This is a genomic window from Streptomyces sp. NPDC001852 (assembly GCF_042891825.1).
Classification (GTDB): domain Bacteria; phylum Actinomycetota; class Actinomycetes; order Streptomycetales; family Streptomycetaceae; genus Streptomyces.
The window spans coordinates 39741-63101 of record NZ_JBIATN010000018.1; the positions used below are offsets into that span (position 1 = coordinate 39741).

General features: G+C 72.1%; 23 protein-coding genes. 14 read left to right on the forward strand and 9 right to left on the reverse strand.

The window, feature by feature from the left end:
• The first annotated feature begins 39 nt into the window (after positions 1-39).
• Together ACFYZB_RS28520 and ACFYZB_RS28525 are read left to right on the forward strand one after the other, a co-directional pair.
• The gene (locus tag ACFYZB_RS28520; protein ID WP_351209034.1) at positions 40-726 is read left to right on the forward strand and encodes a response regulator transcription factor; all 687 of its coding nucleotides are present in this window, start codon (positions 40-42) and stop codon (positions 724-726) included.
• A 9-nt stretch (positions 727-735) separates the two neighbouring features.
• Positions 736-2139, forward strand: a complete 1404-nt coding sequence (locus ACFYZB_RS28525) for a sensor histidine kinase (protein WP_388763553.1) — start codon at positions 736-738, stop codon at positions 2137-2139.
• 37 nt (positions 2140-2176) lie between these two features.
• Here ACFYZB_RS28525 and ACFYZB_RS28530 read toward each other — a convergent pair whose 3' ends face one another.
• A complete protein-coding gene (locus ACFYZB_RS28530; protein WP_388763555.1) occupies positions 2177-3175 on the reverse strand; it encodes a TAXI family TRAP transporter solute-binding subunit in 999 nt (332 codons plus the stop codon).
• A 106-nt stretch (positions 3176-3281) separates the two neighbouring features.
• Here ACFYZB_RS28530 and ACFYZB_RS28535 point away from each other — a divergent pair, with 106 nt between their 5' ends.
• Entirely contained in the window at positions 3282-3710 is a 429-nt protein-coding gene (locus ACFYZB_RS28535) for a MazG nucleotide pyrophosphohydrolase domain-containing protein (RefSeq protein ID WP_351209031.1), read from the forward strand.
• Here ACFYZB_RS28535 and ACFYZB_RS28540 read toward each other — a convergent pair.
• The 3 genes from ACFYZB_RS28540 to ACFYZB_RS28550 form a co-directional block, all read right to left on the reverse strand.
• A complete protein-coding gene (locus ACFYZB_RS28540) occupies positions 3707-5131 on the reverse strand; it encodes a hypothetical protein (RefSeq protein WP_388763557.1) in 1425 nt (474 codons plus the stop codon). The genes ACFYZB_RS28535 and ACFYZB_RS28540 overlap by 4 nt on opposite strands.
• A gap of 207 nt (positions 5132-5338) precedes the next feature.
• Positions 5339-5782: a MarR family winged helix-turn-helix transcriptional regulator gene (locus tag ACFYZB_RS28545; protein WP_388763559.1), complete on the reverse strand. Its 444-nt coding sequence runs from the start codon at positions 5780-5782 to the stop codon at positions 5339-5341.
• Between the two features lie 39 nt (positions 5783-5821).
• Positions 5822-6181 carry a DUF6204 family protein gene (locus ACFYZB_RS28550; protein ID WP_388763561.1) on the reverse strand — a complete coding sequence of 120 codons (360 nt, stop codon included), beginning with the start codon at positions 6179-6181 and terminating at the stop codon, positions 5822-5824.
• Positions 6182-6295: 114 nt separating this feature from the next.
• Between ACFYZB_RS28550 and ACFYZB_RS28555 the strand changes: the two genes are divergently transcribed.
• Together ACFYZB_RS28555 and ACFYZB_RS28560 are read left to right on the forward strand one after the other, a co-directional pair.
• Positions 6296-7627, forward strand: coding sequence for a cytochrome P450 (locus tag ACFYZB_RS28555; protein ID WP_388763563.1), 1332 nt, complete (start codon positions 6296-6298; stop codon positions 7625-7627).
• Between the two features lie 93 nt (positions 7628-7720).
• On the forward strand, positions 7721-8470 hold the full coding sequence (locus tag ACFYZB_RS28560) for a PP2C family serine/threonine-protein phosphatase (RefSeq protein ID WP_351209026.1): 750 nt from the start codon (positions 7721-7723) through the stop codon (positions 8468-8470).
• Positions 8471-8566: 96 nt separating this feature from the next.
• Here ACFYZB_RS28560 and ACFYZB_RS28565 read toward each other — a convergent pair whose 3' ends face one another.
• Positions 8567-9229 carry a protein-L-isoaspartate O-methyltransferase gene (locus ACFYZB_RS28565; protein ID WP_388763565.1) on the reverse strand — a complete coding sequence of 221 codons (663 nt, stop codon included), beginning with the start codon at positions 9227-9229 and terminating at the stop codon, positions 8567-8569.
• A 46-nt stretch (positions 9230-9275) separates the two neighbouring features.
• Between ACFYZB_RS28565 and ACFYZB_RS28570 the strand changes: the two genes are divergently transcribed.
• Positions 9276-9554, forward strand: a complete 279-nt coding sequence (locus ACFYZB_RS28570; protein ID WP_388763567.1) for a hypothetical protein — start codon at positions 9276-9278, stop codon at positions 9552-9554.
• 49 nt (positions 9555-9603) lie between these two features.
• Here the strand turns inward: ACFYZB_RS28570 and ACFYZB_RS28575 are convergent, their stop codons facing one another.
• Positions 9604-10029 carry an SRPBCC family protein gene (locus tag ACFYZB_RS28575; RefSeq protein WP_388763569.1) on the reverse strand — a complete coding sequence of 142 codons (426 nt, stop codon included), beginning with the start codon at positions 10027-10029 and terminating at the stop codon, positions 9604-9606.
• A gap of 113 nt (positions 10030-10142) precedes the next feature.
• Here ACFYZB_RS28575 and miaB point away from each other — a divergent pair, with 113 nt between their 5' ends.
• Both miaB and ACFYZB_RS28585 read left to right on the forward strand, forming a co-directional pair.
• Entirely contained in the window at positions 10143-11672 is a 1530-nt protein-coding gene (gene miaB, locus ACFYZB_RS28580; protein WP_388763571.1) for a tRNA (N6-isopentenyl adenosine(37)-C2)-methylthiotransferase MiaB, read from the forward strand.
• A gap of 90 nt (positions 11673-11762) precedes the next feature.
• Entirely contained in the window at positions 11763-12479 is a 717-nt protein-coding gene (locus ACFYZB_RS28585) for a class III extradiol dioxygenase subunit B-like domain-containing protein (RefSeq protein ID WP_388763573.1), read from the forward strand.
• A 96-nt stretch (positions 12480-12575) separates the two neighbouring features.
• On the opposite strand, the gene ACFYZB_RS28590 is transcribed toward ACFYZB_RS28585, so the two are convergent.
• Both ACFYZB_RS28590 and ACFYZB_RS28595 read right to left on the reverse strand, forming a co-directional pair.
• Positions 12576-12875: an antitoxin gene (locus tag ACFYZB_RS28590; protein ID WP_351209020.1), complete on the reverse strand. Its 300-nt coding sequence runs from the start codon at positions 12873-12875 to the stop codon at positions 12576-12578.
• 24 nt (positions 12876-12899) lie between these two features.
• Positions 12900-13199 carry a hypothetical protein gene (locus ACFYZB_RS28595; protein WP_388763575.1) on the reverse strand — a complete coding sequence of 100 codons (300 nt, stop codon included), beginning with the start codon at positions 13197-13199 and terminating at the stop codon, positions 12900-12902.
• A 183-nt stretch (positions 13200-13382) separates the two neighbouring features.
• On the opposite strand from ACFYZB_RS28595, the gene miaA reads away from it, so the two are divergent.
• The 6 genes from miaA (at position 13383) to hflX (ending at position 22030) form a co-directional block, all read left to right on the forward strand.
• A complete protein-coding gene (gene miaA / locus ACFYZB_RS28600; RefSeq protein WP_351209018.1) occupies positions 13383-14321 on the forward strand; it encodes a tRNA (adenosine(37)-N6)-dimethylallyltransferase MiaA in 939 nt (312 codons plus the stop codon).
• 101 nt (positions 14322-14422) lie between these two features.
• Positions 14423-15127 (forward strand): hypothetical protein, encoded by a 705-nt coding sequence (locus ACFYZB_RS28605; RefSeq protein ID WP_388763577.1) that lies wholly within the window; start codon positions 14423-14425, stop codon positions 15125-15127.
• Positions 15128-15224: 97 nt separating this feature from the next.
• Complete coding sequence (dapF, locus tag ACFYZB_RS28610; RefSeq protein WP_351209017.1) at positions 15225-16088, forward strand: diaminopimelate epimerase; 864 nt, start codon at positions 15225-15227, stop codon at positions 16086-16088.
• Between the two features lie 283 nt (positions 16089-16371).
• On the forward strand, positions 16372-18627 hold the full coding sequence (locus ACFYZB_RS28615) for a RelA/SpoT family protein (RefSeq protein ID WP_388763579.1): 2256 nt from the start codon (positions 16372-16374) through the stop codon (positions 18625-18627).
• Positions 18628-18838: 211 nt separating this feature from the next.
• Positions 18839-20377 carry a M1 family metallopeptidase gene (locus ACFYZB_RS28620; protein ID WP_388763581.1) on the forward strand — a complete coding sequence of 513 codons (1539 nt, stop codon included), beginning with the start codon at positions 18839-18841 and terminating at the stop codon, positions 20375-20377.
• 162 nt (positions 20378-20539) lie between these two features.
• A complete protein-coding gene (gene hflX / locus ACFYZB_RS28625; RefSeq protein WP_351209014.1) occupies positions 20540-22030 on the forward strand; it encodes a GTPase HflX in 1491 nt (496 codons plus the stop codon).
• An 86-nt stretch (positions 22031-22116) separates the two neighbouring features.
• Here hflX and ACFYZB_RS28630 read toward each other — a convergent pair whose 3' ends face one another.
• On the reverse strand, positions 22117-23340 hold the full coding sequence (locus ACFYZB_RS28630; RefSeq protein WP_351209013.1) for a hypothetical protein: 1224 nt from the start codon (positions 23338-23340) through the stop codon (positions 22117-22119).
• Positions 23341-23361: the final 21 nt, after the last annotated feature.

Sequence of the window (23361 nt, forward strand, 5' to 3'; positions counted from 1 at the left end):
AACCCAGACCGTACGACCGCTGAACCGGAGGGGGCCGGGATGAGACTGCTGCTCGTCGAGGACGACAACCACGTCGCCGCGGCCCTGTCCGCCGTACTCGCGCGACACGGTTTCGACGTCACGCACGCACGCAGCGGCGAGGAGGCCCTCCAGGCGCTCGTCCCCGAGAGCGACGGTTTCGGCGTGGTCCTGCTCGACCTGGGCCTGCCCGACCAGGACGGCTACGAGGTCTGCGGCAAGATCCGCAAACGCACCAGCACCCCGGTGATCATGGTGACGGCCCGCTCCGACGTCCGCTCCCGCATCCACGGGCTCAACCTGGGCGCCGACGACTACGTGGTGAAGCCCTACGACACCGGGGAACTTCTCGCCCGTATCCACGCCGTCAGCCGGCGTACCGTCCACGAGGATCCGGCGGCGGTCGGCGAGAGCGCCCTGCATCTCGGTCCCGTACGCATCGAACTGCCCACCCGGCAGGTCACGGTGGACGGTTCGGTCGTCCAGCTGACCCGCAAGGAGTTCGATCTGCTCGCCCTGCTGGCGCAGCGCCCCGGCGTGGTGTTCCGGCGGGAGCAGATCATCAGCGAGGTCTGGCGCACCAGTTGGGAGGGCACCGGACGCACCCTGGAGGTGCACGTCGCCTCCCTGCGCGCCAAACTGCGCATGCCCGCGCTCATCGAGACCGTACGCGGCGTCGGCTACCGGCTCGTCGCCCCGGCCGCCTAGCGGGGACGGGTGCGCGCACGTCTGCTGCCGCTGCTCATCATCCTGTTGGCGGCCGTCCTTCTCGCCCTCGGGCTTCCGCTCGCCGTCAGCCTGGCCGCCGCGCAGCAGCAGAAGGTGGTCGTCGACCGGATCGACGACACGGCACGCTTCGCGGCGCTCGCCCAGTTCGTCACCGACGGGCCCAGCGGATCGCGCCGCACCGGCACCGACGAGCGCCTGGAGGCCCTGCGCAGCGAACTCGGCAGCTACTACGGCGTCTACGGCATCCGCGCGGGCGTCTTCTACCGCAACGGCTCGGCGATGGCCAACGCCCCCGACGACTGGTTCGTACCGCGGACGGGGGAGGTGCGGGAGGCGTTCGAGGAGGCGTTGCTCAGCCGGCGCAGCCATGACCCGCGGCAGGTGTGGCCCTGGCAGCACAGCCGGCTGGTCGTGGCCTCGCCGGTGATCCGGGACGGGGACGTCGTGGCGGTCGTGGTCACCGAGTCGCCCACCGGGCAGATGCGTGCGCGGACCCTGCGCGGCTGGCTGATCATCGGGGCCGGCGAGATCGCGGCGATGCTGCTGGCCGTGGGCGCGGCGCTGCGGCTGACCGGCTGGGTGCTCCGACCGGTACGGGTCCTGGACGCCACCACCCACGACATCGCCACCGGACGGCTGAAGTCACGGGTCGCTGTCGGCGGCGGGCCGCCGGAACTCAGGCGGCTCGCCCGTTCGTTCAACGAGATGGCGGACAACGTCGAGGACGTGCTGGAGCAGCAGCGCGCCTTCGTCGCGGACGCCTCGCACCAGCTGCGCAACCCGCTCGCGGCGCTGCTGCTGCGCATCGAACTGCTCGCACTCGAACTGCCGGAGGACAACGAGGAGATCGCCTCGGTCCGCACCGAGGGAAAGCGCCTCGCGCAGGTCCTGGACGACCTGCTGGACCTGGCGCTGGCCGAGCACGCCGAGGCGGACCTGACGCTGTCCGACATCGGCGCCCTCACCGAGGAACGGGTCGCCGCCTGGTCTCCGGCGGCCGAGGCCAAGGGCGTCCGGCTGAGCGGGGACTGCCCGCCCACGACCGCCTGGGCGGACCCGATCGCCCTGTCCAGCGCCCTGGACGCGGTGATCGACAACGCCGTGAAGTTCAGCCCCGAGGGCGGCACGGTGGAGGTCACCGTCGCCTCCGACGGCGACAGATCCACGGTCGTGGTCACTGACACCGGGCCCGGCCTCACCGACGAGGAACTCGCCCGCGTCGGCGACCGGTTCTGGCGCAGCGGCCGCCACCAGAACATCAAGGGCTCGGGCCTCGGCCTGTCCATCGTGCGTGCGTTGCTCACGCCGTGCGGCGGCTCGATCGACTACGCCCACCATGAGCCGCGAGGGCTGCGGGTGACGGTGTCGGTGCCCAGGCACGCGGAGCGGTGACGGGGGCTGAGCGCTCGGCCGAGCGGTCATGCCGCGGCTACGGCTTCACCGAGCGGTAGTAGCGACGGGCGCCCTCCTGGAGAGGCAGCGGGTCGGTGTAGATGGCGGTGCGCAGATCGACGAGTTGGGCGGAGTGGACATGGGCGCCGATGTCGTCGCGGCTCTTGATGACCGTGCGGGTCACCCATTCGGTGAGCCGGGGATCCATGTCCGCGCGGGTCATCAGGAGGTTGGACACGGAGATCGTCGGGACCTCGTTGCCCTGCTGCACGGCCGGGTACGCCGACTCGGGGATGTTGGTGGCCCGGTAGTAGCGCGCCTCCTCGCCCTGGCTGTGCAGTTTGGTGACCAGGTCGCCCTCGATCGGCACGAACTTGAAGGCGGACCGCTGGGCCAGCGTGACGAGTCCCTTGGTGGGCAGGCCGCCCGACCAGAAGAAGGCGTCGACCTTGCGCTGCTCCAGCTGGTCGGGCCCGGTGTCGATGCCGTCCGCGACCGGGGTGATGTCCTTGCGGGGGTCGATGCCGGAGGCCTTCAGCACCCGGTCGGCGATCAGCCGCACCCCGGAGTCGGGCAGCCCGGTCGCCACCCGCTTGTGCCTCAGGTCGGCGACGTTTCTGATGTCCGAGTCACTGCGCACGACGAGGTGGACGTAGTCGTCGTAGAGCCGGGCCACCCCGCGCAGCCGTCCGGCGCCGCTGCCGTGTCGCAGCTCGTAGGCCTCCACCGCGTCGGCCGCCGCGATGGTGAAGTCGGCCCTGCCGGTCGCCACCCGCTGCACGTTCTCCTGCGAGCCGGCGCTGTTCAGCAGCTTCACCTTCAGGTTGGGCATGTCCTTGGCGAACTCGGCGCGCAGCCGCTCGCCGTACTCCTGGTAGACCCCCCGGGGCGTGCCCGTACTGAACACGATCGTCCCGCTCGGCGGCTTCTCGCCCAGCGGCAGCAGCCACCACAGCAGCAGGCCGAGCACCACGGCACCTGCGGCCGAGACCGGCAGCGCCCGGCGCCTGCTGATACGGGCGAACACCTTGGACATGCGGCGATCCTGCCAGGCCGGGTGCGACGCTGACCAGGGCAGGGGTCGCTCCGGGGTCCGGAGGCGGACGGAGGGCTCTGTCGGTGGTGGCCGTTAGAGTCGTCGCATGAGCACTTCTCCCGCCGACCTCGTCCGAGAGTTCCACCTCGCCTTCGGCCTCGACGCCCGCACCACGCCGACGGAGGTCGACCCCGAACTGGCCGCGCACCGTGGGGAACTGCTCGCCGAGGAGGCCGCGGAGGTCGCCGAGGTCGCGGTCGACGGCCCGCTGGACCGGCTCGCGCACGAACTGGCGGACGTGGTCTACGTGGCGTACGGCACGGCACTGGTCCACGGCATCGACCTCGACCAGGTGATCGCCGAGATCCACCGCGCCAACATGAGCAAGCTCGGCCCGGACGGACAGGTCGCCCGCCGGGCCGACGGCAAGGTCCTCAAGGGGGAGCACTACCGGGCGCCGGACGTGTCGTCCGTACTGCGCGGCCAGGGCTGGATACCGGCGGCGCGGGACGGTTCCGCGCAGGCGAACGCCTAGAAGGTGCCGCCCGCCAGCTTCCACTCGCGGTTCAGGGTGCCCAGCGGGATGCTCCGCTGGATGACCGGTGTGCCGAAGACGGACAGCTGGAGCCGCAGGGTCCCGGACAGATCGACCCCGCCGTACACACTCCAGGCGCCCGCGGTCCTGGCCCCGCCGCCGGCGGAGCCGGTGACCCTGCCCGAGGCCTCGCCGCGCAGATACGGGGCCAGGTCGGCGGTGACGCCGACGGTGCCGTAGAGGCCCACCGAGGCCTCGGCGCCCAGCGCCGTCTTCAGGTTCCCGGCGGTGGTGACGGAGGCACGCACGGGCGTGCTCGTCATGTCCGAGGAGCTGACCGGCGTCCAGCCCCTGGCCGGGCCGAAGGTGCCGCCCGCCGTGAAGTCGCCCTTGAGGTTCTGCTCGACGTCGACGGTGACCCGCCCGTCGCCGCTGATCTGGACATAGGCGGTCAGGTCGAGGTTGACGACGACAGGCACCGGGCCGACCTGGAGGACGGGGTCGGCGTGCAGCTTGGCGAACGGGATCCGCAGCGGGGTGCCGGCGGCCGCGGCGGCCCGGCCCTTGACCGACCAGCCGGAGGTCCAGTCGCCGGACACGCCGAGATACGCGGAACCGGGCGGGGCGTCGGTACCGGCGCCGCCGTAGGCGAAGTCGACCCGCGGGGCGACCTGGACGAAGCCGTTCACCGAGGCGGTGGCCGAGGCCGGGGCGTTCTGGGCCGTCGGCAGGACGGCGCTCACGTCGAGCCGGAGGCTGCCGAGCGGCACCGTGGCACCCTTCGGACCGGTGTGCAGGTGACCGGTCCTCGCCCAGGACACCTGCACACCGGGCAGCAGCTTGTCGACGGCGAAGGACGACGGGTCGACCGGTACGGCGCCCTTCGCCGTCTCGTCGCCGAGCAGCGCGTCGAGGGTGGCCGGTTCCGTCTGCACCTCGGTGCCGCCGTGCGTCGCACCGATCACCCTGGTGACCTTGGCGAGCAGCCCGTCCGGTGCCCCGGGCGCGGGCGCACTGGCGATCACATCGCCGACGGCGGCCCGGTACGGGGCGCCGGAGGGGGAGGGGGAGACCGCCGGGGAGGAGGGGGATGAACTCCTGTGCGGGGCGGGCTTGTCGGTGAGGACGGCCCGCCGGGTGCGGCTGTCGTACGAGCCGATCGCGAGCCCCGTCCTGTGGGCCCGCTGTGCGGAGCCGGCCGGACCCGCCGTGGCGGTCGTGGCGGTCGTGGTGGTGGCGGGCGCGGCGGCGACGGCGAGCGAGCGGTCCGTGCCGTCGGTGGGCCGTTCGGCGGCCTCGACCTGCCGGCCGTGCCCGGCAGTCGCCGACGATCCGGCGTGCGAGGGGGGCGAGGAACAGGCCGCGGCGAGGAAGAGGGTGCTCACGGCGAAGGCGGGCAGCAGGGCACGTCTGTGCCGCATGCGTCTGCGCATGGTCGGTCCTGTGTGAGGTGGGGGTGGCAGAGAGGTACCGGCAAGGGGGCTACTCGGCGGTAGAACTGGTCGGTAACTCGTGATGAGCCATGAGCATGCCATGGCTGTGTGCAGGGCCCCACACAATCCGGCCACATCTCAACTCGACCTGCAGAGCGGCGAGTCAGCGGCGTGGCCGGTGCGCCCGGGGCAGGCTCAGAAGCCGGCCAGGCCGGTGCCGCCGAGGCGGGTCAGCAGGGACGACAGCCGTGTGATGTCCTCGGCGTTCAACGCGGGGGCGGCGAAGACCTCGGCGGCGGTCTCCTCGGCCGTCGCGAGCATCTCCTTCAGCCGCCGTCGGCCCGTCCCGGTCAGCGAGGCGTAGGCCACGCGCGCGTCCCGGGCGTCCGCCTCGCGGGTCACCAGCCCGATCCGCTCCAGGGGCGCGAGCCCGCGCGTGACCCCGGAGGCCGTCAGGCCCAGTGCCTCGGCGAGGTCGACGCGCCGCATGCGACCGCCGGTCGCCTGGCTCAGCCGCAGCAGCAGGGTGAAATCGGCGAGGCTCACGCCGTGCAGCCCGCTCAGCCGGGAGTCGAAGCGTCGCACGAGCGCCGCCTGGGCGCGGACCAGCCGCAGTGCCGCGTCCAGGGCGTCACTCATGCCGGCCGCCTTTCTTGTCATCTCCTTGAGTACTCAAGTTTATGCGCCCTCGAGACGCGCCGCCCGTCGCTGTCGCTTGCCCATCGGTGCCTGGGAGAGGTCCTCGGCGGTGGAGCGGAGGTTCTTGAAGCCGTAGCCGCGCTCGGTCAGCCAGGCCGTGGCCGCCTCCTCGGCCCGCTCGGTCGCCTCCAGGATGTCCTCTTCCTCCTCCCCGGTGTCGGAGAAACGGAAGACGAAGGCAGGCCGGGCGGCGATGTCGTAGGTGAGGTTGCCCTGGGGGGTGAACGCGGCGCGCAGTACGTCGTGTTCGGCGGCGTCGGCCAGCAGCTCGGCGCGCTGCGCGTCGGTGAGGCCGTCGAAGGCGCCGCGTACGGTGATCCGGAACGTGCGAGTGCTCATGCCGCGACCTTAGGCGTGGCGGGCTCCCGGTCTCCACCGGGTTTCCGAACGCACCAGGGCCCTCCTCCTCCATCGTGTGTGCTTCTGTCGTGCCGGGACGGGGTAGAAGAGATCATGGACATCGAAGCCGGTACCGGCTCCCTCGCGCGCGTTCCGGGAGCGGGGCGGCCGGTGCCCGAGGCCGAGCCCGCGCTCGTCGAGCGGTGGCGCTCGGCGGGAGGCGAACTGGTGGAGCTGCTGTCCCGGGTGCGCGCGCACTGCGGTGGCGTCGCCGCGTTCCGGCTGGGCCCCGCGCGTACCGTTCTCGTCACCGACCCGCAGGCGGTCCAGCACGTCCTCGCACGGCACCCCGAGCGGTACGTCAAGCGCTCCCACCGCGCCCGTCTGCTGATCGGCGACGGTGTCCTCGCCGCCACCGGCACGGCGTGGAAGCGGCAACGGCGGTTGCTGCAGTCCCAGTTCACCGGCACCGGGATGCGCCGTTACGAACAGCGGATCACCGAGGCCGCCCGGACCACCGCCGCTCGCTGGGAGGGGTACGCCCGCACCGGACAGACCCTGGACGTCGCCCGGGAGATGCGCCGGTTCGCCCTGGACGCCATCTGGCGCTCTCTCACCGGGCACGCTCTCGACGACGGGACCGAGCGCGAGCTGGCCGCCGTGACCGCCGTGGCGGCAGCCCTTCCGACGCTGCCCGCGGACGGCACCGACGCCCGGGACGCCGTCGCCGCCGATCTCGCCCGGATCGACGCGGTCGCCCGGCACGCCATCGACACCGCCCGCGCCGGGGTGGCAGGCCACGACGGCCCAGGCCTGCTGCACGTGCTCGTCGACGCCGCCGCCGAGCACCCCGAGTACACCGACCGGCTGATCCGCGACGAGTTGGTCACGCTGCTCACGGCCGGGCACGAGACCACCGCCACCACCCTGACCTGGCTCTACCTGCTCCTCGACCAGTACCCCGCCGCTCGCGAGCAGGCCCTGGCCGCCGGCGGCGAAGGCTCGGCACCACGCCGCCAGGCCGTCCAGGCCCTGGTCCACGAGACGCTTCGGCTGTACCCGGCCGCCTGGATCCTGCCCCGTCACGCCACCGAGGACGACACCGTCGCCCGTCACACCGTAACGGCCGGCACCGACATCCTGGTCTGCCCGTATCTCACGCACCGCGACCCCGAACTGTGGCCGGAGCCGGAGCGGTTCGACCCCCGGCGCTTCACCGTCCCGGAGGGCCGGCCCGCCCACCCGGGCGCCTACCTCCCGTTCGGGATCGGTCCCCGCGCATGCCTCGGTGTCCAGTTCGCGCTCCGCGAATCGACCGTCCTCCTCGAACACCTGCTGCCGGTCCACGCGCTGTCCTTCCACTCCAGGCCCACCAAGGCGGCGTACGGCATGACCGTCCGTCCCGACGGCCCCACCACCGCGTCCTTGGTGCCGCCACTCACCTGACCCGAACCCCACGGCCGGCGAACGCCTACCCTGGAGCCGCGGGCAGCGAGCCGGCCGACGGCCGTGGCCCGCCCGGGAAGGCGGTGGCGTTCCATGCGGTACGTGGCGGTGAGCGCACTGAGTCACCCCGGGCTGCTCCGCGAACGCAACGAGGACAGCCTCGTGGTCGGACCGTGGACCCTGTGCGCCACGGTGACGGAGAGCCCGCAGACCCTGGTCTTCCCGCTGGGCACGCCCCTTGTGGTCGCCGTCGCGGACGGGCTCGGCGGGCATCCCGGAGGCGACCTGGCCAGCGCCCTCGTCGCCCGCCGGATCGCGGCCGTCGGCCCCACCCTGAGCGGCGAGGACGCCGTCCGTGACGCCCTGAACGCCTGCAATCGCGCCGTGTACGCGGCCGCCGGCGGCGAGGAGGAGACCGAGCTCGCCGCCATGGGCACCACCATCGCCGGCATCGTCGTGCAGCCAGGCTCGCTGCTGGCGTTCAACGTGGGCGACAGCCGGGTCTACGCGGCTTCCCGCGACGGTCTGCGCCTGGTGAGCGTCGACGACAACCCCCCGCTCGAACCCGGGCAGCACACCACGTCCATCGTCACCCAGTGCCTGGGCGGCAGCCCCTCGTACCGCGCCGTCCATCCCCATGTGACGGCCGAGTCCCTGTCTCCCGGCGCCCGCTACCTCGTCTGCACCGACGGTCTGACCGACCCTGTGCCGGCGGATGTGCTCGACGAGGTGATGCGGGAGCACGACGACGGCCGCGCCGCCTTCGAGCTGTGGAAGGCCGCCATCGCCGCGGGCGGCCCCGACAACATCACGCTGGCGGTCGTGCGCGTCGCCGACGAGTAGCTTGCCGCCGCCGAACAGCTCAGCACGCCGGCGAGCAGCTCAGCACGCCGAAGAACAGCTCGCCGCCGAGGACGGTGCGAGGCCGCGGGGAACGCCTCAACGCAACCCCGCCGCGTCGGGCGGGAAGCCGTATCGTCCCTGCAACCGGACGAAGCAGGCCGAGGCCAGGACCCGCACCTGCGCCAGCCCCGCCGCGGTGCGCTCGAAGCACACCACCTGCTCGTGCCCGCCCGGCCCGATCGGCTGCACCAGCCGGCCGCCCGGCCGTAGCTGTGCGACCAGCGGCGCGGGCACCTCCGGGAACGCGGCCGACACGAGGACGGCGTCGTACGGAGCCAGATCCGGTACGCCGCCGCTGCCGTCGCCGATGCGCAGCTCCACGTTCCGCACGCCCTGACGGGCGAGGTTCACGCGGGCCCGGCGGGCTGTGTCCGGCCGCAGCTCGATGCTGACCACGTCCGCGGCCAACCGGGCGAGCAGGGCGGTCTGGAAGCCCAGACCCGTGCCGACCTCCAGGACGTGCTCGCACCCGTCCAGAGCCAGACCCTCGATCATCAGGGCGGACAGCGAGGGCTGCGTGGTGACCTGTCCCTGCCCGATGGCGACGGGTACGTCCCGGTAGGCGGCGGCCGTCTGATCGGCCGGGACGAATCCCGTCCGGGGGGTCGCCCGCACGGCCGCGAGCAGACGTTCGTCCCCGACCCCGGCGGCCGTGAGGGCCCGCACGAGATCGTCCGGTCCTCGGGGGACGGAGTTCACGGCCCGGTTCACCACATCACCGGGTGGCGACGCCTACGGTGGAGACATGAGCGAGATCGTCGTCTACGAACTCGACAAACCGGGCGCAGCACGCTCCTCCGCAGAACCGGCGAGCGGGGCGGAACGGCGCGTGCGCAAGGTGCACGCGGCACCGGCCGCGCCGGGGTCGCACACGGCCACGGGACCGCGGACCCTCTGCGGCAAGGACACCTTCGCGATGGAGACGGCCGACTGGAGGCCCTCCGCACACCCGGGAGCGCCCTGGTACCCCGAGGAACACGCGTCCGTGGTCTGTCCGGACTGCGACGCCGTGATGGAGACCTGACCGGCCTGCCGGCTGCCCGACGTCGTCGCGCCCACCGCCTTCGCGGCGCTCACCCGCGTTCGACGTACTCCTTGAAGTGCGCCAGATCGCTGCGGACGAGCCGTTCGATCGCGTTCGTCTGGGCGAACCCCTTCGGCCCGCCGAAGGCGTCCCGGACCGTGCCGGGGTCGTACTCCAGCCGTGCCTGGATCCGGGTGTGGTCCCGGTCGATCGGCTGGACCGAGAAGGAACCCGTCAGCTCGGGAGCGCTCGTGGTGAGCCACTCCATCACACGCTCTCCGCGGTCGGTCACCTCGGCGTCGACCTCCCGGGCCCGGCCGCCTGTCTCGAGGTCCAGATGCGCTCGGCCCCCCGACTCCGTACGCGCGTCTCTCACCCCTTCCACGAAGCGCGGATAGTTCTCCACCCGATGCAGGGTCTCCCAGGCCCGGTCGACCGGGACATCGACGTCGACGTGCAGTTCCAGGGTGCTCATGGCTCACCTCCACGTGCGGCTCATGACGCATGGCCTTCTGCTTACAGTGTGCGCCCGGCAGGCGGGCAGACCAGCCGGAACAGGGCTCTCCCGACAGCGCCTACCCTTGACGCATGACCAGCAGCAGCGACCGGAGCCCCGCAGTGGACGTTCGAGCCCCCAAGAGTTACGAGATCCGCACCTACGGGTGCCAGATGAACGTCCACGATTCCGAGCGTTTGGCCGGGCTGCTCGAGGAGGCCGGGTACGTGCGGGCCCCCGAGGGTTCGGACGGGGACGCGGACGTGGTCGTGTTCAACACCTGCGCCGTGCGGGAGAACGCCGACAACCGGCTGTACGGCAATCTCGGCCGGCTCGCGCCGAGGAAGGCCTCGCGGCCGGGCATGCAGATCGCGGTCGGCGGCTGCCTCGCGCAGAAGGACCGCGACACCATCGTGAAGAAGGCGCCCTGGGTGGACGTCGTCTTCGGCACGCACAACATCGGCAAGCTGCCGGTCCTGCTGGAGCGCGCCCGCGTGCAGGAGGAGGCGCAGGTCGAGATCGCCGAGTCGCTGGAGGCCTTCCCGTCGACCCTGCCGACCCGGCGCGAGAGCGCCTACGCGGCCTGGGTGTCGATCTCCGTCGGCTGCAACAACACGTGCACCTTCTGCATCGTCCCGGCCCTGCGCGGCAAGGAGAAGGACCGCCGGCCCGGCGACATCCTCGCCGAGGTCGAGGCCCTGGTCGCCGAGGGCGTCTCCGAGATCACGCTGCTCGGGCAGAACGTCAACGCCTACGGCTCCGACATCGGCGACCGGGAGGCCTTCAGCAAGCTGCTGCGCGCCTGCGGGACCATCGAGGGCCTGGAGCGGGTGCGGTTCACGTCCCCGCATCCCCGTGACTTCACCGACGACGTCATCGCCGCGATGGCCGAGACCCCGAACGTGATGCCGCAGCTGCACATGCCGCTGCAGTCCGGCTCGGACACCGTGCTCAAGGCGATGCGCCGCTCCTACCGGCAGGAGCGTTACCTCGGGATCATCGAGAAGGTGCGGGCCGCCATCCCGCACGCCGCGATCACCACCGACATCATCGTGGGCTTCCCCGGCGAGACCGAGGAGGACTTCGAGCAGACCCTGCACGTGGTCCGTGAGGCGCGGTTCGCGCAGGCCTTCACCTTCCAGTACTCCAAGCGGCCCGGCACCCCGGCCGCGACCATGGAGAACCAGATCCCCAAGGAGGTCGTCCAGGCGCGCTACGAGCGGCTCGTCGCCCTCCAGGAGGAGATCTCCTGGGAGGAGAACAAGAAGCAGGTCGGCCGCACGTTCGAGCTGATGGTCGCCGAGGGCGAGGGGCGCAAGGACGGTGCCACGCACCGGCTCTCCGGCCGCGCCCCCGACAACCGGCTGGTCCACTTCACCAAGCCGGAGCAGGAGGTCCGCCCCGGTGACGTCGTCACCGTCGAGGTGACCTACGCAGCCCCGCACCACCTCCTCGCCGAGGGCCCCGCCCTCTCCGTGCGCCGCACGCGCGCGGGGGACGCCTGGGAGAAGCGCAACGCCGCCGAGGCCGCGGGACCGGCCGGCGTCATGCTCGGCCTGCCGAAGATCGGGGTGCCCGAGCCGCTGCCGGTCGCATCGGGCAGCGGCTGCGGCTGCGACTGACCGGGTTGCGTTCACCGGCGGTCGATCCGACCGACGTGCGCATCGAGGACCGACTCGGCCGGGGCCGTCGTACGGCGTACCCTGCCGGTCATGCTTGTCGCCGCCGCAGTCTGTCCCTGCCCTCCGCTGCTCGTGCCCGAGGTGGCCGCGGGCGCCGCTCCCGAGATGGACGCCGCGCGCGCGGCCTGCACCGACGCGCTCGGGGTGCTCGCCGCCGCCCGCCCCGACCTCCTGGTGGTCGTCGGGCCCGCCGAGCAGAGCGGGCGCGGATCGTTTCCGCAGGGCACCCTCGGCTCATTCCGCGGATTCGGGGTCGACATGGCGGTACGCCTCGGCCCCACCACCGGGCACTCCGTCTCCGAACGGGAGCTGCCGCCGTCGCTGGCCGTCGGCGCATGGCTGCTGGAGCGGACCGGCTGGGCGGATGCCCCGATCGAGGGACTCGGTGTCGGGGAACCCCTCGCGCCCGAGCGGTGCACCGAAGCCGGAAGGGTGATCGGCGCCAAGGCCGGCCGGGTGGCCCTGCTGGTGATGGGAGACGCCAGCGCGTGCCGTACGGTCAAGGCGCCGGGCTACCTGGACGAGCGGGCGGCACCCTTCGACGCGGAGGTCGCGCGGGCGCTGGGCGCCGCGGACGTGGCGGCCGTGAAGGCGCTGGACGCCGAACTGGCTCAGGAACTGAAGGCCTCCGGCCGGGCCCCCTGGCAGGTCCTGGCCGGTGCCGCCGAGGGCGCGAACCTCACCGGCGCACTGCTGTACGAGGACGCGCCGTACGGCGTGGGATACGTGGTGGCCGCCTGGTCGTAGCGGGCCGGTAGGACTGCGGCGCGCGGGGAAACGGCGGACGGCCGGGAGCCGGTGGGCTCCACGACCGTCCGCCGATCCGCATGCCGTTCACGAGACTCAGGAAGCCGGTGGCGGGCCCTCCGGCCGGGTGGGGGGCGTGGGATCGCCGGTGGCCTTGACCGGGCCGGGACCTTCCGGGCCGGGACCCTCCTTGTGGGCGAGGCGGTCCATGGCCTCCTTGGCCTTGCCGGTGCCCGCCTGGATCCTGTCGCTGTACTTGTGCTTGGTCCGGTCGTCCACGACCTTGGCGGCCTTGTCGAGACCGTGCTGGACCTTGTCCCCGTGCTGTCGCGCGAGGTCCGACACCTTGTCCTTGGCCGGGCCGAGCTTGGCCTTCATGTTGTCCAACAGACCCATGGTCCACCTTCCCTCGCGGGCCAGTTACCTGCGGGCGCCCTCGTCGGCCTCGTTGTCGGCGGCCTCCTCGGCGGACTGCTGCTTGGGGATGCCGGAGCCGTCGGAGGCGTCGTCCTCAGCGGCGTCGGACCGCGTCGCCGCGTCCTCGCTCCCGTCCCCGTCCGAACTCTCCGCCTCCGCCTCCGCCGACTCCGCTTCCTCCGCCTCCGCCGACTCCGCTTCCTCCGCCTCGGCCCCGGCCGGCTCCGTTCCGGTCTGCGCCTCGGCGGCCGACGCCTCCGGAGTCGCCTTCGACCTGCCGAGGAGTCGTGCAAAAACGCCCATATCCACTCCATACGGTACTCGTGCGGGCGAATTCCCGCGTTACCCGGTGCGTACGGTTGCGCCGCCCGGGTCACCGCCTCCGGCGGTCCGGAGGGCGGTACCTCGCCACGGGCAACGACCCGGGACCCCACCCGTCACGTAACTCGTTCGAGGCGCCGCCAGGAGGTTTGCGAGACTGGTGCGGTGAGCAGTGCACCCTCCACCCCCCGTGTCATCGCCGTCGTCGGACCCACCGCGGCCGGGAAGTCCGATCTCGGTGTCTTCCTGGCCCAAGAGCTCGGCGGGGAGGTCGTCAACGCGGACTCCATGCAGCTGTACCGAGGGATGGACATCGGCACCGCCAAGCTGACGCCCGAGGAGCGCGGCGGCATCCCGCACCACCTGCTGGACATCTGGGACGTGACGGTCACCGCCTCCGTCGCCGAGTACCAGAAGCTGGCCCGCGCCCGGATCGACGCACTGCTCGCCGGGGGCCGCTGGCCGATCCTGGTCGGCGGTTCCGGCCTGTACGTCCGCGGGGCCGTCGACAACCTGGAGTTCCCCGGTACCGACCCCGAGGTCCGGGCCCGTCTGGAGGAGGAGCTGGCGCTGCGTGGCTCGGGCGCGCTGCACGCCAGGCTGGCCGCCGCCGACCCGGGGGCCGCCCGCGCGATCCTGCCGAGCAACGGCCGCCGTATCGTCCGGGCGCTGGAAGTGATCGAGATCACCGGCCGGCCCTTCACCGCCAACCTGCCGGGCCACGACTCCGTGTACGACACCGTCCAGATCGGAGTCGACGTGGCGCGACCGGAGCTGGACGAGCGCATCGCGCGCCGTGTCGACCGGATGTGGGAGGCGGGCCTCGTGGACGAGGTGCGCGCACTGGAGGCGGAGGGGTTGCGCGAGGGGCGCACGGCGTCGCGTGCGCTGGGTTACCAGCAGGTGCTCGCGGCGCTCGCCGGGGAGTGCACCGAAGCGGAGGCGCGGGCCGAGACCGTACGGGCGACCAAGCGCTTCGCGCGCCGCCAGGATTCCTGGTTCAGGCGCGATCCCCGGGTGCACTGGCTGAGCGGGGCCGTGGCGGATCGCGGGGAACTTCCGCACCAGGCCCTGGCGTTGGTCGAACGACCGGTTACAGCCTGATCACGTCATGGCATCGGGATGCGCCGCCGGTCATCGCGGCCTTCGGTGCCGTGCCATCATCGAGCTTCGATCGACCAAGTGGAGCCTAGTTGGGAGGGCGCGTGGCGATGGAGGCCGGCCCTCGCGACACCGCACACAGTACCGAGCACGTCACCACCGCGGGTGACGGGCCGGACCGGGGCGGCGGCCGTCTGACCGACGGCTGCCTGGGCGAGGACCGGCTGACCGGCGAGCGTCCGAGCGGAGACCGCCTGGACGAGCACCGGCTGCCCGAAGCCCCTCACCCCGAGGACCGGCCGGCGCAGGACCGCCTCACCGGCGACCCGCTCGCCGACGACCGGCCCTTCGACGAGCGGCTCACCGAGGACCCGCTCATCGATGACCGGCTGACCGACGACGGCCCCGACGAGACGCCGGACGGCGTGACCGACGACGGGCCGGAGCCCGAGGAGATGTACCCGGGCGGTCCGGAGGTGGAGGTCGAGCTGCGCCCGCAGCGCAGGCTCCGCCTGTGGCAGCTCGCCCCCATCGTGGGTCTGTCCGCCGTCGGCTCCCTGATGTTCGCCTTCCCGCTCGCCTTCGACTTCGGCGACAGCGGCGCGGTGATCGCGATGCTGGGACTGCTGATCTGCTCGTGCGCGGCGGGCTGGGGCATGATGGCGGCCCGCAGGGTGGGCTACACGTGGCCCGGCCTCCCGGCGAGGGGGTCGGGGCGACGCGCGGACTGGCGGGTCGTGATCGGGTATGTGCTGCTCGTGGCGGTGGTGGTGGTCCTCGCCGTGTGGCGAGTGGCCCGTCTGCGCTGAACAGCGCGTCCGACCGCAGTGCGCGGCGACGGGCAGTGCCCTCACCCACCCCGAACCGCCGCTCCGCCCCACCCACCTGTTCCTTTACGATCGAAGAATGCGCATCCCCTTCCTCAAGGGCCACGGCACCGAGAACGACTTCGTGATCGTCCCGGACCCCGAGAACGCCCTCGACCTCACCCCGGCCACCGTGGCAGTCCTCTGCGACCGCCGCGCCGGCATCGGCGCCGACGGCGTGCTGCACGTCGTACGGTCCGCCGCGCACCCCGAGGCCAAGGGGATGGCCGCCGAGGCCGAGTGGTTCATGGACTACCGCAACGGCGACGGATCGGTCGCCGAGATGTGCGGCAACGGAGTCCGTGTGTTCGCGCGCTACCTCCAGCACGCCGGACATGTGGGCGAGGGCGACCTCGCGATCGCCACGCGCGCGGGCGTGAAGACCGTCCACATCGCCGAGGACGGTGACGTCACGGCCGGCATGGGCCGCGCCCGCCTGCCGGAGGGCGAGGTCACGGTGAGCGTCGGCGAGCGCAGCTGGCCCGCCCGCAACGTGAACATGGGCAACCCGCACGCGGTGGCCTTCGTCGACGACCTCGCGCAGGCCGGCACCCTGTACGACCCGCCGCCGTTCAGCCCGGCCGCCGCCTACCCCGACGGGGTCAACGTCGAGTTCGTCGTCGACCGAGGTCCCCGGCACGTCGCCATGCGTGTGCACGAGCGCGGCTCCGGCGAGACCCGCTCGTGCGGCACGGGCGCGTGCGCCGTCGCCGTGGCCGCAGCCCGGCGCGACGGTGCCGACCCGGCCGTCACCGGAACCCCGGTCACGTACACCGTCGATCTGCCCGGCGGCCGTCTGGTCATCACCGAGCGGCCCGACGGCGAGATCGAGATGACCGGCCCCGCCGTGATCGTCGCCGAGGGCGAGATCGACGGCGGATGGCTGGAAAACGCCCTTCGCTGACGCGGCGTCACCGCGAGCGGGACGGCCCTCGGCTCCTGGATCAGCGGTTTCCGGTGACCGCGTCTGTTCGAAACCGCGGTCGGTCCCAAGGCAGTTGGCGCAAACCCTAAACCTCCTTTCCGTCGCTCGAATGGGTGATCCGTTTCACGCTCGGCGAGAGGCGGTCGGTCGCACGTGGTGGGCTCGGTAGCATCAAGCACCGGCACGGACGGGGGAACGTCGCCATCCCTGAGCCGCGTACGCCCTGGGGCCCCGTCCGCCGGTCCACGAGCCGGAGGTGCCCATGAGTGCGGAGGCCACGAATCCTGCGACCCCTGGCCCGGTAGCGCCGACGGCGTCCGCGGCGGTCACCGCCGCCGCGGTGCCCAGAGCGGACCGCAGGAAGTCCCGGCCCCGGATCGACCTGCGCAGGCTCGGCCGGGCCGCGCTGCTCGGCCCCGCCGTCCGCGGCAAACTGCCCGACGCCATCAGTCATGTCGTGGAGGCGCACCGGGCCCACCATCCCGACGCGAACCTCGACCCGCTGCGCCGCGCCTACGTCCTCGCGGAGTCCTCGCACCGCGGTCAGATGCGCAAGAGCGGTGAACCGTACATCACCCACCCGCTCGCCGTGACCCTGATCCTCGCCGAACTCGGCGCCGAGACAACGACCTTGACGGCCTCCCTGCTCCACGACACCGTCGAGGACACCGATGTGACGCTCGACCAGGTGCGGGAACAGTTCGGCGAGGAGGTTCGTTATCTCGTCGACGGCGTCACGAAACTGGAGAAGGTCGACTACGGAGCCGCCGCCGAACCGGAGACCTTCCGCAAGATGCTCGTCGCCACCGGCAGCGACGTGCGCGTGATGTCGATCAAACTCGCCGACCGCCTGCACAACATGCGCACCCTCGGCGTGATGCGCCCGGAGAAACAGGCGCGGATCGCCAAGGTCACCCGCGACGTCCTCATCCCGCTCGCCGAACGCCTCGGCGTGCAGGCCCTGAAGACCGAGATGGAGGACCTGGTCTTCGCCATCCTGCACCCCGGGGAGTACGAGCACACACGCCGGCTCATCGCCGACAACGCCGCCCGCCCCGACGACCCGCTCGCCGAGGTCGCCGACGAGATGCGCGGGGTGCTGCGCGAGGCCGGCATCCAGGCCGAAGTGCTCATCCGGCCGCGGCACTTCGTCTCCGTGCACCGCGTGGCCCGCAAACGCGGACAGCTGCGCGGCACCGACTTCGGCCGCCTGCTCGTGCTGGTGAACGAGGACGCCGACTGTTACGGCGTCCTCGGCGAACTGCACACCTGTATGACGCCGGTCGTCTCGGAGTTCAAGGACTTCATCGCCGTACCGAAGTTCAACCTGTACCAGTCGCTGCACACCGCCGTCGCCCGCCCCGACGGCCAGGTCGTCGAAGTCCTCATCCGCACGCACCAGATGCACAAGGTCGCCGAGGCCGGCGTCGTCGCCCTCGGCAACCCCTACGCCCCGGCCCCTGACGCCCCCGCCTCCGACGTCCCGGCCTCCGGCACGCCCGCCGACGGCGAGCGCGCCGACCCCACCCGCCCCGGCTGGCTCTCCCGACTCCTCGAGTGGCAGCAGGCCGCCCCCGATCCCGACACCTTCTGGTCCACCCTGCGCGAGGACCTGGCCCAGGACCGCGAGCTCACCGTCTTCCGCCCCGACGGCGGCACGCTCGGCCTGCCCGAGGGCGCCACCTGCGTGGACGCCGCGTACGCCCAGTACGGCGAGGACGCGCACGCCTGCATCGGCGCCCGCGTCAACGGCCGACTGGCCACCCTCAGCACCGTGCTGAAGGACGGCGACACCGTCCAGCTCCTCATGGGCCAGGACCCGGCTTCCGAGCCCTCCCGCGAATGGCTGGAGCACGCCCACACCCCGGCCGCCCGCATCGCCATCCAGCGCTGGCTGGCGACGCACCCCGGCGGCGGCACCAGTACGGAGGACATGACCGGCACCCGCGCCGAAACCGCCGAGGGGACGGCCCCCGCGCGGCGCGCCGATGCGCCACCGGGCACCCTTGCGGCCCGCCCGGCGGACGCGGCCCCCGTCGAGGGCGGCCCGACGGCCCGGTCTCGCGGCGCCGACGTCCTCATGGACCGGCCAGGAGCCTCCGTACGGCTCGCCCGGTGCTGTACGCCCGTGCCGCCCGACGAGATCACCGGCTTCGCGGTACGCGGGGGAGTGGTGACCGTGCACCGGATGGAGTGCGCCGCGGTGGCGGACATGAAGGGCAGGGGACGCGGGGAGATCGGCGTGCGCTGGGGGGACACCACCGAGTGCCGGGTCACCCTGGTCGCTGAATCGTTCGGCCGCCCTCATCTGCTCGCCGACCTCACCGAGGCGATCTCCTCGGCGGGCGTCGACATCGTCTCGGCGACCGTGGAACCGCCCAGCCAGCAGCGGGTACGGCACACGTACACCCTGCTGCTCCCCGACGCGGCCCGCCTCCCGGCCCTGATGCGCGCCATGCGGGACGTCCCGGGCGTGTACGACGTGGCCCGTGCCCAGCACCAGGCCCCGGGCTCCTGAGGGCGCGGGGTGCGAGCGTGGAGCGCCGGACGCGAGTGAGGACCTCCCGCGCGATGGAGGAGCTCAGGCGCGATGGAGGAGCTCAGGCCGCCGCACCTGGGCCATGGAGCCCGCCGGGCTTGGATCAGAAGGCCCTCGGAGCCGGACCCGTTCGGGTGGGCCGGGCGCGCGTCGCCGTCGTCGTGCGGGAACGCACTGGTAGCGGTGGTGCATGCTGCTCAACCCCCGCGTCTGCCTGCGCGCCTGCTCCGAGTCCCGGACCCCGTCCCGGACCCAGCCCCGGGTCTCCTGGCACCGGAAGGCGGCCCTGCTCGCCTCCGCCGTCTCCGTCTGCCTCCTCGCCGCCGCGGCCCCGCCCGAGCCCCTCGGCGTCGGCGACCGGCTCTTCCCGTACCTGGGCAACCCCGGCTACGACGTGACGTCGTACGACCTGTCGTTCACCTACCCCGGCAGCAACGACAAGCCGCTCCAGGCCGTCACCACCATCGATGCCCGGACCACCGCCGACCTGGACCGGATCAACCTCGACTTCACGCACGGCAGCGTGCAGTCCGTCGAGGTCGACGGGCATCCCGCGGCCTTCACCAGCGCCGGCGAGGACCTGGTCGTCACCCCGGCCCGAAGCCTCGCGGAGGGCAGCCGGACCCGGATCACGGTCAGGCACACCAGCGATCCCGCCGGCGGCAAGAACGAGGACGGCGGGTGGGTGCGCACCTCCGACGGCCTGGCCATGGCCAACCAGGCCGACGCCGCCCACCTGGTCTTCCCGTGCAACGACCACCCGTCCGACAAGGCGATGTTCACCTTCCACATCACCACCCCGAACGGCTACACCGCCGTCGCCAACGGGCTGCCCGCCGGAGTGCACCGGGCAGGCCGTGCCACCACCTGGACCTACCGCACCGAGCACCCCATGGCCACCGAACTCGCCCAGGTGTCCATCGGCCGGTCCACCGTGCTGCACCGCGAGGGACCGCACGGGCTGCCGGTGCGCGACGTCGTGCCCAGCGCCGATGCCAAGGCCCTCGAACCCTGGCTCGCCAGGACGCCCGACCAGATCGCCTGGATGGAGAGCAAGGTCGGGAAGTTCCCCTTCGAGACCTACGGCGTGCTCATGGCGCAGGCGTCCACCGGGTTCGAACTGGAGACACAGACCCTCTCCCTCTTCGAGAAGAACCTGTTCACCGAGCCCGCCTACCCCAAGTGGTACGTCGAGTCGATCATGGTCCACGAGCTGTCCCACCAGTGGTTCGGCGACAGCGTCAGCCCCCGCACCTGGTCCGACGTCTGGCTGAACGAGGGGCACGCCACCTGGTACGAGGCGCTCTACGCCGAGGAGCACGCGCACCGGTCCATGGCGGACCGCATGAAGACGGCGTACGGCGCCTCCGACCGGTGGCGCGCGGCCGGCGGGCCGCCGGCCCTGCCCAAGGTGCCCGACGCCGGCCAGAAGATCAGCATCTTCCGGCCGAACATCTACGACGGCGCCGCGCTCGTGCTCTACGCCCTGAGGCAGGAGATCGGCCGTCCGGCGTTCGAACGCCTGGAGCGGATGTGGGTCGGCGAACACCGGGACTCCACCGCCACCACCGCCGACTTCGTCCGGCTCGCCTCCGCGGTCTCCGGGCGTGACCTGAGCGGCTTCTTCAAGGCCTGGCTGTACGGCGACAAGACCCCGCCGATGCCCGGCCACCCGGACTGGAAGCCCACGTCACCGCCCAAGGCGGCCAAGCCGCGAACCCACCGATAACACGGTGACGAGACGGGCCGCCTCGTGCGACCATCTTCGGGTCGGCGCGGGACGGGCGGCACGGGAATCTCCCGGGGTACTCGTACGTTGACGACATAAGCGCAGTCCGTCAGGACCGCCCCACCGACGCCCCAAGCGGCATCCCATCGACGTAAGGATCCAATGACCTCCTCTTCTTCCCCTTCCCAGGACACCAAGCGCCTCGCGTACGACTATCCCGAGGGTCTTCGGGCCGATGCCCTGATGGAAGAGGACGTCGCCTGGAGCCACGAGATCGACGGCGAGCGGGACGGCGACCAGTTCGACCGCTCCGAGCGCGCGGCCCTGCGCCGTGTGGCGGGTCTGTCCACCGAGCTGGAGGACGTCACCGAGGTCGAGTACCGACAGCTCCGCCTGGAGCGGGTCGTGCTCGTCGGGGTGTGGACCACCGGCACCGCACAGGACGCCGACAACTCCCTCGCCGAGCTCGCCGCCCTCGCGGAGACCGCCGGCGCGCTCGTGCTCGACGGCGTCATCCAGCGCCGCGACAAGCCCGACGCGGCCACCTACATCGGCTCCGGCAAGGCCCAGGAGCTGCGTGACATCGTCCTCGAAACGGGCGCCGACACGGTCATCTGCGACGGTGAGCTGAGCCCGGGCCAGCTGATCCAGCTGGAGGACGTCGTCAAGGTCAAGGTCATCGACCGTACGGCCCTGATCCTGGACATCTTCGCCCAGCACGCCAAGTCCCGGGAGGGCAAGGCGCAGGTCGCGCTCGCGCAGATGCAGTACATGCTGCCGAGGCTGCGAGGCTGGGGTCAGTCGCTGTCCCGGCAGATGGGTGGCGGCCGCGGTGGCCTCGCCACGCGTGGCCCCGGTGAGACCAAGATCGAGACGGACCGGCGCCGGATCCGCGAGAAGATGGCGAAGATGCGCCGGGAGATCGCGGACATGAAGACCGGCCGCGAGATCAAGCGCCAGGAGCGCCGGCGCAACAAGGTGCCGTCCGTGGCCATCGCGGGCTACACCAACGCCGGCAAGTCCTCCCTGCTCAACCGCCTCACGGGCGCCGGTGTCCTGGTCGAGAACGCCCTGTTCGCGACCCTGGACCCGACCGTCCGCCGCGCGGAGACCCCGAGCGGGCGCCTGTACACGCTGGCGGACACCGTCGGGTTTGTACGCCACCTGCCGCACCACCTGGTCGAGGCGTTCCGTTCCACCATGGAGGAGGTCGGCGACTCCGACCTGATCCTGCACGTGGTGGACGGCTCGCACCCGAACCCGGAGGAGCAGCTCGCCGCCGTGCGTGAGGTGATCCGGGACGTCGGCGCCACCGACGTGCCCGAGATCGTCGTGATCAACAAGGCGGACGCGGCCGACCCGCTGGTCCTCCAGCGGCTGCTCAGGGTCGAGAAGCGCTCCATCGCCGTCTCGGCCCGCACCGGCCGGGGCATCGAGGAACTGCTCGCCCTGATCGACAACGATCTGCCGCGCCCCTCGGTCGAGATCGAGGCCCTCGTGCCGTACACGCACGGCAAGCTCGTCGCCCGCGCCCACACCGAGGGCGAGGTGATCTCCGAGGAACACACGGCGGAGGGCACCCTGCTCAAGGTCCGGGTCCACGAGGAACTGGCGGCGGACCTGGCGCCGTACGCTCCGGTCTCGGCGGCCTGACCACAGCTGCACCAAGGCCCGCCCCCTGTCGAGGGGGCGGGCCTTCGGTGCTCCTTCAGGGGCGCGGGGAGGCGTGCTCCCCGCCCTTACTGCCCGGCGAACTTCTTGCTGACCGACTCGTACACGCCCTTGGCCACAGGACCGAACCGAGGACCGGCCAGCCATCCCGAAGTCACCGGGCCGATCGACGTGTTGGACACGAGCGCCGGCTTGCCGTCGGAACCCGTCTCCACCCAGCCACCGCCGGAGGACCCGGCCGTCATCGTGCAGCCGATCCGGTACATCGTCGGGGCCGACTGGTCGATGGACAGCCGACCCGGCTTGTCCTTGCACTGGTACAGCAGCTGACCGTCGAACGGAGCCGCCTCCGGGTAGCCGGACGCGGTGATGCTGCTGACCTTCGGCACCGCCGGGGCGTCGAAGTTCACCGGCAGTGCCCCGCCGACCGTCTCCTCCAGCGACTTGCCGCCGTTGCCCTGCTCCGGCGTCACATGGATCACCGCGTAGTCGTACGGGGCACCGTCGCCGCCGGTCTCCCCGCCCTGGTCGATCCACTGCTGCGAGGTCCGCGCCGCATCGGCCCACCAGACGCCGTACGGGGCGATCTCGGACCGGCTGGCGCCCTGCAGCTGAGCGACCGACTTGGCGGAGTTGTTGTACGACGGCACGAAGGCCATGTTGCGGTACCAGCCGCCGTTCTTGCCGGCGTGCACACAGTGCCCGGCCGTCCAGACGAGGTCGGACTTGCCCGGGTGCGCGGGGTCCTCCACCACCGTGCCCGAGCACACCATGTGGCCCTCGGGGGAGTCGAAGAACAGCTTGCCGAACGGGGCCGCGTTGGTGTGGTACGGCGACGCGACCGCCTGGGCCTTCACCGGCTGCGGGGTCGGGTCCGTCACGCCCTGGTCACCGGAGATGTCGTTGTCGTTGACACCCTTGTTCGGGTCGTTGGCGTGGCGCATCCGGTTGGGATCCCACAGGCCCTTGATGATCGGGTTGATGAAGTCGTTGGCCTCGCGCAGCCAGTCGTCCTTGTTCCAGTTCTTCCAGGCGCCGTTCTTCCACTTGTCGATGTCGATCCCGTGTTCCTTGAGCTTCTGCTTGAGGTCGTCCGGGATCTTGATCTTGCCGTCGCCGGTGTCGGCCGCGGCGGCCGAGGCGGTCGGCTTGTCGTCGGCCTTGTCGCCGCCGTTGCAAGCGGTGGCGGTCAGCGCCAGCGCCGAGGCGAGGGCGACCGCCGCCAGTGCGGGGGAGGCGCGGCGAGGGCCCCTCCCTCGCCGAACGGTGAACGACGGCCGTATGGATCGCATGCTGTGACTCCCCCTGCTGTA

What these genes read in the sequence shown, in the direction of transcription:
- ACFYZB_RS28520 (WP_351209034.1), top strand. Translation starts at nt 40, where the DNA reads ATGAGACTGCTGCTCGTCGAGGACGACAACCACGTCGCCGCGGCCCTG.
- ACFYZB_RS28530 (WP_388763555.1), bottom strand. Translation starts at nt 3,175, where the DNA reads ATGTCCAAGGTGTTCGCCCGTATCAGCAGGCGCCGGGCGCTGCCGGTC.
- ACFYZB_RS28535 (WP_351209031.1), top strand. Translation starts at nt 3,282, where the DNA reads ATGAGCACTTCTCCCGCCGACCTCGTCCGAGAGTTCCACCTCGCCTTC.
- ACFYZB_RS28540 (WP_388763557.1), bottom strand. Translation starts at nt 5,131, where the DNA reads ATGCGGCACAGACGTGCCCTGCTGCCCGCCTTCGCCGTGAGCACCCTC.
- ACFYZB_RS28545 (WP_388763559.1), bottom strand. Translation starts at nt 5,782, where the DNA reads ATGAGTGACGCCCTGGACGCGGCACTGCGGCTGGTCCGCGCCCAGGCG.
- ACFYZB_RS28550 (WP_388763561.1), bottom strand. Translation starts at nt 6,181, where the DNA reads ATGAGCACTCGCACGTTCCGGATCACCGTACGCGGCGCCTTCGACGGC.
- ACFYZB_RS28555 (WP_388763563.1), top strand. Translation starts at nt 6,296, where the DNA reads ATGGACATCGAAGCCGGTACCGGCTCCCTCGCGCGCGTTCCGGGAGCG.
- ACFYZB_RS28560 (WP_351209026.1), top strand. Translation starts at nt 7,721, where the DNA reads ATGCGGTACGTGGCGGTGAGCGCACTGAGTCACCCCGGGCTGCTCCGC.
- ACFYZB_RS28570 (WP_388763567.1), top strand. Translation starts at nt 9,276, where the DNA reads ATGAGCGAGATCGTCGTCTACGAACTCGACAAACCGGGCGCAGCACGC.
- ACFYZB_RS28575 (WP_388763569.1), bottom strand. Translation starts at nt 10,029, where the DNA reads ATGAGCACCCTGGAACTGCACGTCGACGTCGATGTCCCGGTCGACCGG.
- miaB (WP_388763571.1), top strand. Translation starts at nt 10,143, where the DNA reads ATGACCAGCAGCAGCGACCGGAGCCCCGCAGTGGACGTTCGAGCCCCC.
- ACFYZB_RS28585 (WP_388763573.1), top strand. Translation starts at nt 11,763, where the DNA reads ATGCTTGTCGCCGCCGCAGTCTGTCCCTGCCCTCCGCTGCTCGTGCCC.
- ACFYZB_RS28590 (WP_351209020.1), bottom strand. Translation starts at nt 12,875, where the DNA reads ATGGGTCTGTTGGACAACATGAAGGCCAAGCTCGGCCCGGCCAAGGAC.
- ACFYZB_RS28595 (WP_388763575.1), bottom strand. Translation starts at nt 13,199, where the DNA reads ATGGGCGTTTTTGCACGACTCCTCGGCAGGTCGAAGGCGACTCCGGAG.
- dapF (WP_351209017.1), top strand. Translation starts at nt 15,225, where the DNA reads ATGCGCATCCCCTTCCTCAAGGGCCACGGCACCGAGAACGACTTCGTG.
- ACFYZB_RS28615 (WP_388763579.1), top strand. Translation starts at nt 16,372, where the DNA reads ATGAGTGCGGAGGCCACGAATCCTGCGACCCCTGGCCCGGTAGCGCCG.
- ACFYZB_RS28620 (WP_388763581.1), top strand. Translation starts at nt 18,839, where the DNA reads ATGCTGCTCAACCCCCGCGTCTGCCTGCGCGCCTGCTCCGAGTCCCGG.
- hflX (WP_351209014.1), top strand. Translation starts at nt 20,540, where the DNA reads ATGACCTCCTCTTCTTCCCCTTCCCAGGACACCAAGCGCCTCGCGTAC.
- ACFYZB_RS28630 (WP_351209013.1), bottom strand. Translation starts at nt 23,340, where the DNA reads ATGCGATCCATACGGCCGTCGTTCACCGTTCGGCGAGGGAGGGGCCCT.